Genomic DNA, 14,633 nt, shown 5'->3' with positions numbered 1-14,633 from the left:
CCAAAGGTGCCAGCAAATGGGCAAAAAATTAAAAAGAAAGGGCGCAGCAAACCTGCCACGCCCCGGATACAGTGCAGAAAACCCGCTATCAGCGCATAATCTTGTCGCCGCGCGACACGCCAACAATCCCCGAGCGGGCCACTTCGACGATTTCCGCCACTTCACGTACGGCGTTGAGGAAGGCGTCCAGCTTGTCGCTGGTCCCCGCCAACTGCACGGTGTAAAGCGACGAGGTGACATCCACAATCTGGCCACGGAAGATATCCGTGCTGCGTTTCACCTCTTCACGACCGTAGCCGCTAGCCTGCAGCTTCACCAGCATGATTTCACGCTCAACGTGAGCCCCTTGCACCAGCTCACTGACGCGTAAAACGTCAACCAGCTTATGCAACTGCTTCTCTATCTGCTCCAGTACCTTTTCATCACCCACCGTCTGGATCGTCATGCGCGACAAGGTTGGATCATCGGTAGGAGCAACCGTCAGGCTTTCGATGTTGTAGCCACGCTGAGAGAACAGCCCGACGACGCGCGACAACGCACCGGATTCGTTTTCCAGTAATACCGATAAGATACGGCGCTTCATCAGGTTCTCTCCGTTTTGCTTAGCCACATTTCGTCCATGCTTCCACCGCGGATCTGCATTGGATAAACATGTTCAGTCTCGTCGACGGTCACATCGACAAACACCAGACGTTCTTTTTCAGCCAGCGCCTGCGCCAGCTTGCTTTCCAGCTCATCCGGGGTACGAATGGCGATGCCGACATGGCCATAGGCTTCTGCCAGCTTGACGAAGTCCGGCAAGGAATCCATATAGGACTGCGAATGGCGGCCAGAATAGATCATGTCCTGCCACTGCTTCACCATACCCAGGTAGCGGTTATTGAGGTTGACCACCACCACCGGCAGATTGTACTGCAGAGCCGTGGACAGCTCCTGGATATTCATCTGAATGCTGCCGTCACCGGTGACGCACACTACCGTTTCGTCTGGCAGTGCCAGTTTCACCCCAAGGGCGGCTGGTAAGCCAAAGCCCATAGTGCCCAGGCCACCAGAGTTGATCCAACGGCGCGGTTTATCGAACGGATAATAGAGTGCGGCAAACATCTGGTGCTGGCCAACGTCGGAGGTGACATAGGCATCGCCCTTGGTCAGGCGGTGCAGCGTTTCGATCACCGCCTGAGGTTTGATGGTGCCACTGTCTTTGTTGTAGCCCAGGCAATCGCGCGCGCGCCACTGCTCAATGGACTGCCACCAGTCACGCAGCGCATCGAAATCCTGCGCTTTGTCTTCATGCGCCAGCAGTTCCAGCATCTGCGTCAGCACCTGTTTGGCATCGCCAACGATAGGAATATCGGCATCCACCGTTTTGGAAATGGAGGTCGGGTCGATATCGATATGCAGCACCGTGGCATCCGGGCAGTATTTGGCCAGGTTGTTGGTAGTGCGATCGTCAAAGCGCACCCCAACGGCAAAAATCACGTCGGAATGATGCATGGTCTTGTTGGCTTCATAGGTGCCGTGCATGCCCAGCATACCGACGCTTTGGCGGTGAGTTCCCGGGAACGCCCCTAGCCCCATCAGCGTACAGGTGACCGGTAGGTTCAGCTTTTCCGCCAGTTGCAGCAACTCTCCATGGCACTCTGAATTGATGGCCCCGCCGCCCACGTACATGATCGGCTTTTTTGCCGCCAGAATGGTCTGTAGGGCGCGTTTGATTTGCCCGCGGTGGCCTTGCACCGTCGGGTTGTAGGAACGCATGCTGACGTCCTGCGGATACGCGTAAGGCATTCTTATCGCCGGGCCGACGATATCCTTCGGCAGATCGACCACCACCGGGCCAGGGCGGCCGGTAGAGGCCAGGTAAAACGCCTTTTTCAGCACGGAAGGAATGTCTTCGGTACGCTTGACCAGGAAGCTGTGTTTTACCACCGGGCGGGAGATACCCACCATGTCGCACTCCTGGAAGGCATCGTAACCAATCAGCGAGCTCGGCACCTGGCCAGATAGCACCACCATCGGGATGGAATCCATATAGGCGGTGGCGATGCCAGTAATGGCGTTGGTAGCCCCAGGGCCAGAAGTGACCAGCACTACGCCCACTTCGCCGGTCGCTCGTGCATAGCCATCGGCCATATGCACCGCCCCTTGCTCGTGGCGCACCAGAATATGATCGATGCCCCCCACCGTGTGCAGGGCATCATAGATATCGAGTACCGCCCCGCCCGGATAGCCGAATACATGCTTAACGCCCTGATCGATCAGCGATCGGACGACCATCTCGGCTCCTGACAATATTTCCATGGGTTTGCCTCCAGGCTTACATAGCTTGTTCTTGTCTGACGCCGGAACGTAGCGCCTGTCCTGTCTGGGGCATGGCCCCAAAAATCTTATGGACGTTTTGGACTCTTAACATAGCGTCAGAATATGGGGCAGGCAAACGGCAAAATGGCTTATCACCGGCAAGGGTATTGCCATCAGGCTGGAGAAGTGCGGCTTGGCAAAACTATGCACTAGCTGAGTGGTTATTCAGCTAGGCATTATTTCGAGGGTGGGGGTAATTACAGAACTATATCAGGCAAGGGCGACTGGGGATTTTTCGTCCGCCTGCCGCCCCTATCATCACTTTTCCTGATACATCGACTCTATCTCATGCTGATAACGCTGTAGGATCACCTTGCGACGCAGCTTCAAGGTCGGGGTGAGTTCCCCCAATTCCATCGAGAAGGCTGCCGGCAGCAGGGTAAATTTCTTCACCTGCTCAAACAGGGCCAACTCTTTTTGCATCTCCCGCAGACGCTTTTCGAACATTTCGATGATATGGCTGTTGCGCAGCAGTTCGAGCCGATCCTGATACTTCAGATTGACCGATTTGGCATACTCTTCCAACGACTCGAAACTCGGGACGATCAACGCGGAGACAAATTTGCGTGCATCGGCAACGATTGCGACCTGTTCGATAAAGCGATCCTGCGCCAGGGTACCTTCCAGCATCTGTGGCGCAATGTATTTGCCGCCGGAGGTCTTCATCAGATCCTTCAGCCGCTCGGTAATAAACAGGTTGCCGCTATCGTCGATCATGCCGGCATCGCCGGTTTTCAGCCAGCCGTCAGCGGTAAAGCTATCGGCCGTCTCCAACGGTTTATTGAAATAGCCGCGCATCACGATTGGCCCACGCACCTGGATTTCATTTTCATCGCCAATGCGCACTTCCACGCCGGGCAGTGGCTTGCCGATCGAACCAAAGCGGAAGTTGTTTTCTTCCCAGCAGGAGACCGTGGCACAGGTTTCCGTCATGCCATAGCCGTATTTGATGTTAATGCCCATCGCCTGGAAGAACAGAATGACGTTGTCATCAAGCTTGGCACCGGCCGCTGGCAAGAAGCGCACCCGCCCCCCCAGGATCCCCCGCAGCTTGCTTAACACCAGCTTGTCAGCCCAGCGGTGAGAGAGGTCGAACAGCTTGCCTAACGGTTTCCCTGCCCTTTCCTGAAGGAACTTGCGTTCACCACAGACGATGGCCCAGTGGAATAAGGCACGCCGCAACCAGGGCGCACGAGAGACCTTTTCATGCACCGCACTGAAGATTTTTTCATAAAAGCGTGGCACTGCGCACATCAGGGTCGGTTTGACATCGGCCATCGCTTCCCGCACCCAGTCGGTATTGGGCAGATAAACGTTCTGCGCGCCCGAATGCATGATAAAGAAGCTCCAGGCACGTTCAAACACGTGTGACAGTGGCAGGAAGCTGAGGGAAACGTCATCCGCCGTCACCGTCAGGCGATCGTCATGCAGCTGCAGCTGTGCGGCCATATTGCGGTAGTCAAGCATCACGCCTTTCGGCTCCCCGGTGGTGCCTGAGGTGTAGATAAGGGTGAACAAATCCTTCAAATCGCGCTCGGCAATTCTTTGCTGACGCAGGGCATCGAAACGCTCGATATCCGCAAGACGTTCGAAATGATGAAGGTGTTGGGCAATCTCACAGCCGCGCAAATCGGCTGAAGCATCAAAGACAATAATGTGGGTCAGTTGCGGGCATACGCCACGCAGCGCAATCGCGGCATCCAGTTGTGCTTGCTCGCCGACAAACAGAATGCGGATATCGGCATCGTTAATGATAAATGCCGCCTGAGCCGGGGTGTTGGTGGCATAAAGCGGCACGCTGACCGCCCGCAGTTCGAGGATCGCCAAATCGGCCAACGACCAGGCCATGCTGTTGTTGGCAAAAATCGCGATACGTTCCTGTACCTCAACGCCCAGTGCCAGCAAGGCGCAGCCAATATGTTGCATATGCGCCCCAACCTGCGCCCAGGTCAACCGTGTTTCTCCCTGAGGGGACCACTGACGGAAAGCCGTATGTTCTGCACGGTTAGCAATTTGATGCTGTATACGTTCAACCTGATGGTAATGCTGCAAGGTATTGGTCATAGCGCTCTATGCCTGAAATTTATCAACCAGTTAACCGCGACCGGAGCGGAAGCTCTCACATCTCAGCTTACACGTGTTTACTTTTTTTGCGCAGTCTACCTAGTCTCCGGCTGTGGGAAAAGGGATTTCAGCGTAGAAGTGTGAGCCAAAACGCGCTTGTACTCATTTCTCTTGATCTTGGACAAAAGGGAGTGCGAAAGGTTTACACCAAACAGACAAAGTGGGATCGACGACAAGAAGGGAGAAGTGACAGGTTAAAATAGTGGCAGTATCGCTTGGGGCAGAATAGCGTTTCAGTCACTCAAATTAATTAACCCTCGGGGTAAATGATATTTCCTATGGAGTCATTATACGGAATAATCTTAGTTTCTCTTGAGCCTATTCTTAATTATTGTTTTGCGCTATCCATTATCAACCCGACGCACTCGAAAGCGCGCTGGGCCAATAAATCACTAATTAGCGCAATACACCCGCTTGGCTAAGAACGGACTTCATCCACTGATGGCCTTCATCACGCTCGGCGGACTCATGCCAGGAAAGATAACAGGTGGCGGTTTTTCTCTCCCAAGGCAGCGGAATTAATTTTAGCTGCAAGGCTTGTGCGTGCTGCTGGGCAAACCAACGAGGAGCGATTGCCACCATCTCGGTCATGGCGACCAGATTCAATACGCTGAACAGGTCGGTACATTGCTGGGTGACATTGCGTTGTAGGGTTTCGTCAAGATAGTAGGGTTTGCTAAAGGAACAAAAACGCTCTAATGCGATGACGGCATGCTGCTCCGCCAGCATCTGTTTCTGGCTAATGGTACCCACCAGGCGCGGGTGAGACTGTGCGGCAACCAGGGTCAATTCATCATCGAATAAGGCAATATCCTGGAACTCGGGATGTTCAAGGCGGCTATAGCCAATAACAAACTCGGTCTCCTGATAGCGTAACTGATGCTCAATGTTAGTGCTCATGTAAGACTTGGTCTGTATCTGCACGTTGGGAGCCATGCTCTTGACGTTGTTGATTATTTTGGCTGTCAGACGAATATCTAGCGGGCTGCAGATAGAAAGCACAAAGAGGCGTTCGCTGCTCAGGGCATCAAAGCCAGCGCCTGGCAGTTCATTTTGTACCAGCTGCAGTGCCTGGCGTACCGGGCCAAAAAGTTGGCGGGCGCGCATGGTAGGCTGAATGCCACGGCCGAAGCGGACAAACAGCTCGTCGTTGAACATGATCTTCAAACGCGACACGGCATTGCTGACCGCCGGCTGCGACATCCCTAAGGAATTTGCCGCCTTGGTAATATTCTGCATCTGCATAACTGCATCAAAAACAGTGAGTAAATTAAGATCCACACTGCGCAAATGAATATCACCGTTTTCTTTCCTCAAGACAGTTCCTGAATTATATTCGGACATATCCAAACTCCACTAAGTCCCATGTAGATAATCTCGCTAGCGCGCAGGGGAATAACGGGAAAAGGCACGCTTCGTTATTCCCACACAGCGAAATTAGTTATCCCTTTTGACTACACTTGTCAGATAGCAATCGGGCATCATCCTATAAAAATATGTCACAGCGGTGCATATTAGGCATTGTTCGTCGTTAGGTAGCCTTGGCACATCGGTTCGCAACTCGCCGATGGCATACAAACAAAATTGGCAGGCAAAACACCTGAGTTATGGATACCTGTTTGGTACCCTCAACCTCTGGATCAGACCATAAAATGCGTTAATGGACAATCATGCCGTAGCAAAATAGGTCTCTTTAGCATCACTTAATTGATTGTAGCCGCTCAGTTCAGCGTTAAGAATACGAATTACGAATAGATCAACAACGAAAAATTGACACCATGAATATCAAGCCCGCAACATCAGCATCCCATCAAACCACGTTTGCTGGTTTTTTGCGCCAACGAAAAATTTTAACCTAGTAGTGTTGTTAATCAATGTGACAGTGCCACTTTCAAACCATTTATGCTAATAAACTCCCGATCACCTGCGGATTTAGCGCTGGCCCAGGAGGGTTTTACCGAGTTTCCAACTAGCACCATCCCCGCGGGTGCCACGCTTTTCAATACCCCTGATTTAATCAGGTGTTGACATGCCCCGGCCAATAAAGTATCAAATTAGGCAACGAAACAATTTTAGAGAAGCTGACCGCCATGATCCGTACCCACCGTCTACTAGGCCTACTACTAAACGCATCTTATGTGCGCGGTACGCTGGTGGACGGGGTTCAAAGCTGATTCAGCCCATCATCTGCAAAACCCGCGCTACTGCGCGGGTTTTTTTTTACCCGCTTAGCGTGAAACAAACACGACAAGGAACAACACGATGAGCCAACAAGTCATTATTTTCGATACCACATTGCGTGATGGTGAACAGGCGCTGCAGGCGAGCCTGAGCGTTAAAGAAAAAATCCAGATCGCCATGGCGCTGGAAAGAATGGGTGTCGATGTAATGGAAGTCGGCTTCCCAGTCTCCTCCCCTGGGGACTTCGAGTCGGTACAAACCATTGCCCGCCAGATCAAAAACAGCCGCGTTTGTGGTCTGGCACGCTGTGTTGATAACGACATTGACGTCGCTGCCGAAGCATTACGCGTGGCCGAGGCCTTCCGTATTCACGTCTTCCTGGCCACCTCCACCCTGCATATCGAATCCAAACTGAAGCGCTCTTTCGACCAGGTGCTGGAAATGGCGGTGCGCTCCGTGAAACGCGCCCGTAACTATACCGATGACGTAGAGTTCTCCTGTGAAGACGCTGGCCGAACCCCGATTGATAACCTGTGCCGCGTGGTAGAAGCCGCCATCAACGCCGGTGCCACTACCATTAATATCCCTGATACCGTTGGCTATACCACGCCAAACCAGTTCGGCGGCATCATCACTACGCTGTACGACCGCGTGCCAAATATTGATAAGGCGATTATCTCCGTCCACTGCCACGACGATTTGGGCATGGCCGTGGGTAACTCTATCGCTGCCGTCCAGGCCGGTGCCCGCCAGGTAGAAGGCACCTTGAACGGCATCGGCGAACGTGCCGGTAACTGTTCACTGGAAGAAGTGATCATGGCCATCAAGGTGCGCCAGGACTTTATGCAGGTGCATACCAATATCAATCATCAGGAAATCTACCGTACCAGCCAGTTGGTCAGCCAACTGTGCAATATGCCTATTCCAGCCAACAAGGCCATCGTCGGTTCCAACGCCTTCGCTCACTCCTCCGGTATCCACCAGGACGGCGTGCTGAAAAACCGCGAGAACTACGAAATCATGACCCCGCAGACCATCGGTCTGAAAGATGTCCAGTTGAACCTGACCTCTCGTTCCGGCCGCGCGGCGGTAAAACACCGCATGGAAGAGATGGGCTACAAGGAGCAGGATTACAATCTGGACGTGCTGTACGCAGCTTTCCTGAAGCTGGCCGACAAGAAAGGCCAGGTGTTCGACTACGATCTGGAAGCCCTGGCATTTATCAACAAGCAGCAGGAAGAGCCAGAGCATTTCAGCCTGGAATACTTCAGCGTACAGTCCGGCAGCAGCATTATGGCTACCGCCTCGGTGAAACTGAAATGTGGCGACGAAGAGAAGTCCGAAGCCGCTACGGGCAACGGCCCGGTCGATGCGGTTTACCAAGCCATCAACCGCATTACCGACTACCCGATTGAGCTGGTGAAATACCAACTGACCGCCAAAGGCCAGGGGCGCGACGCGCTGGGCCAGGTTGATATCGTAGTGTCTTACAATGGCCGCCGCTTCCATGGCGTGGGCCTGGCAACCGATATTGTGGAATCTTCTGCCAAGGCGATGATCCACGTATTGAACAATATCTGGCGCTCTCAGCAAGTAGAAAAAGAAAAGCAGCGCTTGCAGCAAACCAAACATCAAAATAATCAGGAAACGGTGTGAACATGACTAAGACTTACCACATTGCCGTCTTGCCCGGAGACGGGATCGGCCCGGAAGTAATGGCCCAGGCCCACAAAGTGTTGGATGCAGTGCGCCAACGCTTTGGTATCCGCATCACTACCAGTGAATATGACGTCGGTGGCATTGCCATCGATCGCCACAGTACCCCATTACCCGCAGCGACCGTTGCCGGCTGCGAGCAGGCCGATGCCATCCTGTTCGGTTCGGTGGGCGGCCCTAAATGGGAACACCTGCCACCGGCAGAGCAGCCGGAGCGCGGTGCGCTGCTGCCGCTGCGTAAGCACTTCAAACTGTTCAGCAACCTGCGCCCTGCCCGCCTGTACCAAGGTCTGGAAGATTTCTGCCCACTGCGTGCCGATATTGCCGCGCGTGGCTTCGACATTCTGTGCGTACGTGAGTTAACCGGCGGCATCTACTTCGGCCAACCCAAAGGCCGTGAAGGCAAGGGAATGCATGAGCGCGCCTTTGATACCGAGGTCTACCACCGCTTTGAGATCGAACGCATCGCCCGTATCGCCTTCGAGTCCGCCCGCAAGCGCCGCAACATCGTCACCTCGATTGATAAAGCCAACGTGTTGCAAAGCTCCATCCTGTGGCGTGAAGTCGTGACTCAGGTCGCCAAGGATTACCCAGATGTGTCGCTGTCGCACATGTATATCGACAACGCCACCATGCAGTTAATCAAAGATCCGTCCCAGTTCGACGTGCTGCTGTGCTCCAACCTGTTCGGCGACATCCTGTCGGACGAATGCGCCATGATCACCGGCTCGATGGGCATGCTGCCTTCTGCCAGCTTGAACGAACAGGGCTTTGGCCTGTACGAACCAGCCGGTGGTTCTGCACCTGACATCGCGGGCAAAAACATTGCCAATCCGATCGCGCAAATTCTGTCTGCCACCCTGCTGCTGCGTTACAGCCTGGGTGCCGATGAAGCTGCAGATGCGATCGAGCGCGCCATTAATCAGGCGTTGGAACAGGGCTACCGTACCGCCGATCTGGCCGGTGCTGGCAAAGCCATCGGCACCAATGAAATGGGCGATATCATTGCCCGCTTCGTGGCTGAGGGGGCGTAAATCATGGCCAAGACCTTATATCAGAAATTATACGATGCCCACGTGGTGCATGAAGCGCCAAACGAGACGCCGCTGCTGTATATCGATCGACATCTGGTGCATGAAGTGACCTCACCGCAGGCCTTCGACGGTCTGCGTGCCATGGGGCGCAAAGTGCGTCAGCCGGGCAAGACCTTTGCCACCATGGATCACAACGTTTCGACCCAGACCAAAGACATCAACGCCAGTGGCGAGATGGCCCGCATTCAGATGCAAGAGCTGATCAAGAACTGCGCAGAGTTCGGCGTCTCACTGTATGACCTGAACCACCCCTTCCAGGGTATTGTGCACGTGATCGGCCCTGAGCAAGGCATGACGCTGCCGGGCATGACCATCGTCTGTGGCGACTCCCATACCGCCACGCACGGTGCCTTTGGCTCGCTGGCGTTCGGTATCGGTACTTCGGAAGTGGAACACGTGCTGGCAACCCAAACCCTGAAGCAGGGCCGCGCCAAGACGATGAAGATTGAAGTCACCGGCGAGGCCGCAGAAGGTATCACCGCCAAAGATATCGTGCTGGCCGTGATCGGCAAAACCGGCAGCGCTGGCGGTACTGGCCACGTCGTTGAATTTTGTGGCAAAGCGATCGAAGCGTTGAGCATGGAAGGCCGCATGACGCTGTGCAACATGGCGATTGAGATGGGTGCCAAAGCTGGCCTGGTTGCGCCAGACGACACCACCTTCAATTACCTGAAAGGCCGCCAGTTCGCTCCTACCGGGGAAAACTGGGAGCAGGCCGTGGCCTACTGGCGCACCATGAAGTCCGACGCCGAAGCCAAATTCGATACCACCATCACCCTGCGGGCGGAAGATATCGCACCACAGGTGACCTGGGGCACCAACCCTGGGCAGGTTATCGCGGTCGATCAGGCGATCCCAACCCCCGATTCCTTTAGCGATCCGGTGGAACGTGCCTCAGCTGAAAAAGCGTTGGCTTATATGGATCTGAAACCCGGCATCAAGCTGACTGACGTCGCAATCGATAAAGTGTTTATCGGCTCTTGCACCAATTCACGCATCGAAGATCTGCGTGCCGCAGCCGCCATTGCCAAAGGCCGTAAAGTGGCCGCAGGCGTGCAGGCAATTGTGGTGCCTGGCTCCGGCCCGGTCAAAGCGCAGGCGGAAGAGGAAGGTCTGGACAAGATCTTTATCGAGGCTGGTTTCGAATGGCGTCTGCCAGGCTGCTCCATGTGCCTGGCGATGAACAACGACCGTCTGAACCCAGGCGAACGCTGTGCCTCAACCAGCAACCGTAACTTCGAAGGGCGTCAGGGCCGCGGTGGGCGTACCCATCTGGTCAGCCCGGCAATGGCTGCCGCTGCTGCCGTTACCGGCCATTTTGCCGACATCCGTGAATTGCATTAAGGAGCACCAGCGTGGCTAAATTTACTCAACATACCGGCTTAGTGGTGCCTCTGGACGCGGCCAACGTCGATACCGACGCCATTATCCCGAAGCAGTTTCTGCAGAAAGTCACCCGCACCGGTTTCGGCCAGCACCTGTTCAACGACTGGCGCTTCCTGGACGACGCGGGCCAGCAGCCAAACCCTGAGTTTGTGCTGAACCTTCCGCGCTATAAAGGGGCCAGCATCCTGTTAGCCCGGGAAAACTTTGGCTGTGGCTCATCCCGTGAGCACGCACCATGGGCACTGACCGATTACGGCTTCAAGGTGGTGATTGCACCAAGCTTTGCGGATATCTTCTACGGCAACTCGTTCAACAACCAGCTGCTGCCGGTCACGCTGAGCGAGCAGGATGTGGATACGCTGTTTAAGCTGGTTGCAGAGCACGAAGGCACGGAGTTCGTGGTCGATCTGGAAAACCAGACGGTGAATGCCGGAGGCAAAAGCTACCCGTTTGAGATCGACAGCTTCCGCCGCCACTGCATGATTAACGGCTTGGACAGCATTGGCCTGACGTTGCAGCACGAAGCGGAGATTTCCCGCTACGAGGCGCAGCAACCGGCGTTTCTGAACTAAACCTCAGCCTCACCTGCCGCCCGGCGGGTGAGGCTTTCATCAACATCACCAATAACCCAGCCACTTCCACCATACTCCCCCGATCAGTGCCCAGATCAGCAGGTTGACCACGCTCATGATAAAGCCGGTTTTCCACCATTCCCCCAGGGTGGCATAGCCCGACCCAAAGATGATCGGCGCGGTACCGGTGGCATAATGTGTTAACGACATCATCAGTGAAGACGAGAAGGCCAGGATCAGGCCAAGCAGAGCCGGTGGTGCACCAAGGGCAATACCTGCGGCAAAGAACGCGGCGAACATGGCGGTCACGTGCGCGGTGGTACTGGCAAAGAAGTAATGCGAATAGAGATAGACGAGCGTTAACAAAATGGTCCCCCCGACCCAGCTCATCCCCATATGATCGATACCCGAGCCTACCGTTTGTGACAGCCAGCCAATCAGACCCAGTTTGCCGAGATAGGTCGCCATCATCACCAAGGCGGCAAACCAGACCACGGTATCCCAGGCCCCTTTGTGCTTCAACACGTCGTCCCAACTGAGTACGCCGGTTGCCAGCAGGATCGCCAGACCAATTACCGCAGCCGTCGTCGGGTTAACTGCCAGTGCAGGGCCAAAAATCATCGCCGGAACCCCGGCCCACATCACCAGCAACAGAGCAAACACGCCCAGCGTGATTTTCTCTGGCAGGGTTATCCGCCCCAGAGTTTGCAGCTTATCCTGTGCAAACAATGGCGCATCCGGGGTGCTTTTGATTTCCGGCGGATACAGCCAATAAACCACCAGCGGCATGACGATCAGCGAACAGATCGCCGGTACCAGCGCCGCTACCGCCCACATGCCCCAGGTCAGTTCAAACTCGGAACCGGCCCCTTTGGCGATCAGATTGACAATCAGCGGGTTAGGCGCAGTTGCGGTGATAAACATCGCCGAGGTGATCGGGTTGATGTTGTAGTTCACCAGCGAGAGATAGCGGCCAATCTTGCCGGAGGTATTCAGCTCGGGCTTGGAGCCAAAACTGTCCGCTATCGATTTCATTATCGGGTGGATAATCCCGCCGCCACGGGCGGTATTGCTCGGCGTAACCGGGGCCAGCACGGTTTCCGCCAGGGTTAACGCATAAGCGATCCCCAGCGTTTTTTTGCCAAACAGCGAGATAAAGTAGTAGCCAATGCGCGATCCCAGGCCGGTTTTATTCAGGCTCAGAGAGATCATGATCGAGAAACCGATCAGCCAGATGAGTTGGTTGGAGAACCCACTCAGTGCATCGTCCAGCGCGGCCCCTGGCTTGCCAGGGTTGGTCACTCCGGTCACAGCCACCAGCGCAATGGCAATGATGGATACGGCGCCGATCGGCATCGCCTTGCCGATAATGGCAATGATGGTCCCGATAAACAGGGCCAGCAAATGCCAGGCATTCGGTGCCACCCCTTCTGGAACAGGGATCACAAACCAGATCAGCAAAGCGGCGATAACGGCACAGAGGGAAGGAACGGGTTTGAGCGGCGTTAGTTTATCCATAACATACCCACTTTTATCAACGGGATCGGCATCTTAATAGCAAGATGGATAAGAGCGTGAAGCTCACGCTCTGAGTCCGTTTATCTTAGTGAGAATGGAGCGGTTTCCTCAATGATATGTATCAACTAACCGGGTGTTACAGCTCACACTTCGCGAACTTTGGCACTCATCCACAGCGCCAGGATGGCAAGCAGAGTAATCAGGTAGTAAACCGCATAGTGCCCAAAGTTTTCTACCAGCGCGCCTTGCAGTACACCGGCCAGGATCACCCCGGTCGAAATGCTGTTGGTAAACATGGTGGTCGCGGCACCGGGCCGCCCCGGCATCAAATCCTGAAAATACAACATGCCGATCCCGGCAATAATGCCGATAAACACCGCGTTGAACAGCTGCAATATCATCAGGGCCGACTGGAACTTGAACAACACCAGCCCGGCATAAAACAGCACGCCTGCCGCCACCGCAAACAGCATCATATTGCGTTTGCCAAAGCGTTTGACGTAATAACCCGCCAGCAGCATAGCCGGGATTTCCAGCCCGGCGGCGGTGCCCATCAGCCAACCTGCCAGCCGTTCAGGCAAGCCCAAATCGGCGGTGATGTACAGCGGCATATCGATGATATACATGGTGTTGCAGGTCCACATCAGCATCGAAGCCACAAACAGCAAGCGCACATCGGGATCGCGCCAGGCGCTGATTGGCGCAATAGGCGGAGAATCTACGCTGATCTCAACGTCGGCACGGGGCACCGAAGGCAATATCAGCCACACCAGCAGCACGCTGACGGCAAAAATCAGCGCCGCAATCATAAACATCACGGTAAAGCCGTAGTTCAGTGCCAACATAAATGACAGCGGCGGGCCGATCACCCAGGCCAGTGAAAGCTGAGCACGCATCACCGAACTGAACATCACCACTTCACGTGCCGAGCTGTCCGCATACTCACGCGCCAAGGCAAAAATCTGCGGCATGGCGGTATTGGCAATCGCGGCCAGCAGCACGCCTACGGTGATCAACGTCAGATAATCACGGTTGAATGCAAACAACAGGCTATTGGCCAGCGCCATGGCACAGCACACCAGGATCAGCTTGCGCCGATCGCCACGGGTATCCGAACGCTTGGCCAACAGGAAGCTGACGATGATCCCGGCGATGGCATTCACGGTATAGAACATGCCTACCCATAGCGGCCGCACCTTTACCTCGGTGGTCAGAAACAGGCTTAGCGTGGGGGCTTGCAGCGCTCCAGCAATGCCGGTCAGGAAGGCTATTAGCAGGAAGGCGGCAAAAACGGGATTAAAACGGCGCGGTAACCAGCGTCTGAAATTCATAGCGATATCCCTATCCAGAAATAAAGAAGGCTATGCTACAGAAGGAAAATTGCCGAAGGAAGTAAAGACGGCAGATAAAAATGCCAGTGGGTAACCCCACTGGCTGGTGAAAAGCACCATTACTCAGAAACACTTTTGCGGTGAACGTCAGATACGCTCACGGTATTGCTTGTCGCTCAGCGTGGCGATGTCCCACTGGGTCAAGTGGGCCAGCATCTCCAGCCGCGCCTGTTCAGGGACCACCTGCAGCCAATCGGCCTGCTGGCGGCGGATGGCGGTGAAATAACGCTGATAAAACTGTTTAGTTAACAGAACCGTCATTTGTTATCCCTCCGCTGATTCAACTGCCC

The 14,633-nt window shown here is 54.8% G+C and carries 11 protein-coding genes; 4 read left to right on the top strand and 7 right to left on the bottom strand.

The annotated features are described in order from the left end of the window. Positions 1 to 88 precede the first annotated feature (88 nt). The 4 genes from ilvN to leuO form a co-directional block, all read right to left on the bottom strand. A complete protein-coding gene (gene ilvN, locus KGP16_RS04035; RefSeq protein ID WP_021179312.1) occupies positions 89 to 583 on the bottom strand; it encodes an acetolactate synthase small subunit in 495 nt (164 codons plus the stop codon). Next, positions 583 to 2,301 carry an acetolactate synthase 3 large subunit gene (ilvI, locus tag KGP16_RS04030; protein ID WP_024527178.1) on the bottom strand — a complete coding sequence of 573 codons (1,719 nt, stop codon included), beginning with the start codon at positions 2,299 to 2,301 and terminating at the stop codon, positions 583 to 585. Before ilvI ends, ilvN begins: the two co-directional genes overlap by 1 nt. Before the next feature lie 318 nt (positions 2,302 to 2,619). Continuing rightward, positions 2,620 to 4,425 (bottom strand): long-chain fatty acid--CoA ligase, encoded by a 1,806-nt coding sequence (locus KGP16_RS04025; protein WP_223500846.1) that lies wholly within the window; start codon positions 4,423 to 4,425, stop codon positions 2,620 to 2,622. Between the two features lie 456 nt (positions 4,426 to 4,881). Then, positions 4,882 to 5,829, bottom strand: a complete 948-nt coding sequence (leuO, locus tag KGP16_RS04020; RefSeq protein ID WP_059199733.1) for a transcriptional regulator LeuO — start codon at positions 5,827 to 5,829, stop codon at positions 4,882 to 4,884. A 918-nt stretch (positions 5,830 to 6,747) separates the two neighbouring features. On the opposite strand from leuO, the gene leuA reads away from it, so the two are divergent. From leuA to leuD, 4 genes are read left to right on the top strand one after another with little or no spacing between them, the layout of a single operon-like run. Then, positions 6,748 to 8,322, top strand: coding sequence for a 2-isopropylmalate synthase (gene leuA / locus KGP16_RS04015; RefSeq protein WP_021179308.1), 1,575 nt, complete (start codon positions 6,748 to 6,750; stop codon positions 8,320 to 8,322). A 2-nt stretch (positions 8,323 to 8,324) separates the two neighbouring features. Beyond that, positions 8,325 to 9,416, top strand: coding sequence for a 3-isopropylmalate dehydrogenase (gene leuB, locus KGP16_RS04010; RefSeq protein WP_223500845.1), 1,092 nt, complete (start codon positions 8,325 to 8,327; stop codon positions 9,414 to 9,416). Between the two features lie 3 nt (positions 9,417 to 9,419). Beyond that, positions 9,420 to 10,820: a 3-isopropylmalate dehydratase large subunit gene (gene leuC / locus KGP16_RS04005; protein WP_021179306.1), complete on the top strand. Its 1,401-nt coding sequence runs from the start codon at positions 9,420 to 9,422 to the stop codon at positions 10,818 to 10,820. Positions 10,821 to 10,831: 11 nt separating this feature from the next. Further along, positions 10,832 to 11,434, top strand: a complete 603-nt coding sequence (gene leuD / locus KGP16_RS04000; protein ID WP_024483541.1) for a 3-isopropylmalate dehydratase small subunit — start codon at positions 10,832 to 10,834, stop codon at positions 11,432 to 11,434. Between the two features lie 45 nt (positions 11,435 to 11,479). Here leuD and KGP16_RS03995 read toward each other — a convergent pair whose 3' ends face one another. From KGP16_RS03995 to sgrT, 3 genes are all read right to left on the bottom strand, one after another. After that, positions 11,480 to 12,952, bottom strand: coding sequence for a DASS family sodium-coupled anion symporter (locus tag KGP16_RS03995; RefSeq protein ID WP_209523328.1), 1,473 nt, complete (start codon positions 12,950 to 12,952; stop codon positions 11,480 to 11,482). A 143-nt stretch (positions 12,953 to 13,095) separates the two neighbouring features. Then, a complete protein-coding gene (locus tag KGP16_RS03990) occupies positions 13,096 to 14,283 on the bottom strand; it encodes a sugar efflux transporter (protein ID WP_094982154.1) in 1,188 nt (395 codons plus the stop codon). Between the two features lie 147 nt (positions 14,284 to 14,430). Further along, complete coding sequence (gene sgrT, locus KGP16_RS03985) at positions 14,431 to 14,604, bottom strand: glucose uptake inhibitor SgrT (RefSeq protein WP_071682170.1); 174 nt, start codon at positions 14,602 to 14,604, stop codon at positions 14,431 to 14,433. Positions 14,605 to 14,633: the final 29 nt, after the last annotated feature.

Origin of the sequence: Serratia sp. JSRIV006, assembly GCF_019968685.1 — a bacterium.
In the GTDB taxonomy this organism is placed as follows: domain Bacteria; phylum Pseudomonadota; class Gammaproteobacteria; order Enterobacterales; family Enterobacteriaceae; genus Chania; species Chania fonticola_B.
Note: the sequence above shows the minus strand (reverse complement) of the source record. Positions and strands in the feature narration are given on the sequence as shown.

Coding starts and splice junctions, on each gene's coding strand:
- ilvN (WP_021179312.1), bottom strand. CDS start 583: ATGAAGCGCCGTATCTTATCGGTATTACTGGAAAACGAATCCGGTGCG.
- ilvI (WP_024527178.1), bottom strand. CDS start 2,301: ATGGAAATATTGTCAGGAGCCGAGATGGTCGTCCGATCGCTGATCGAT.
- KGP16_RS04025 (WP_223500846.1), bottom strand. CDS start 4,425: ATGACCAATACCTTGCAGCATTACCATCAGGTTGAACGTATACAGCAT.
- leuO (WP_059199733.1), bottom strand. CDS start 5,829: ATGTCCGAATATAATTCAGGAACTGTCTTGAGGAAAGAAAACGGTGAT.
- leuA (WP_021179308.1), top strand. CDS start 6,748: ATGAGCCAACAAGTCATTATTTTCGATACCACATTGCGTGATGGTGAA.
- leuB (WP_223500845.1), top strand. CDS start 8,325: ATGACTAAGACTTACCACATTGCCGTCTTGCCCGGAGACGGGATCGGC.
- leuC (WP_021179306.1), top strand. CDS start 9,420: ATGGCCAAGACCTTATATCAGAAATTATACGATGCCCACGTGGTGCAT.
- KGP16_RS03995 (WP_209523328.1), bottom strand. CDS start 12,952: ATGGATAAACTAACGCCGCTCAAACCCGTTCCTTCCCTCTGTGCCGTT.
- KGP16_RS03990 (WP_094982154.1), bottom strand. CDS start 14,283: ATGAATTTCAGACGCTGGTTACCGCGCCGTTTTAATCCCGTTTTTGCC.
- sgrT (WP_071682170.1), bottom strand. CDS start 14,604: ATGACGGTTCTGTTAACTAAACAGTTTTATCAGCGTTATTTCACCGCC.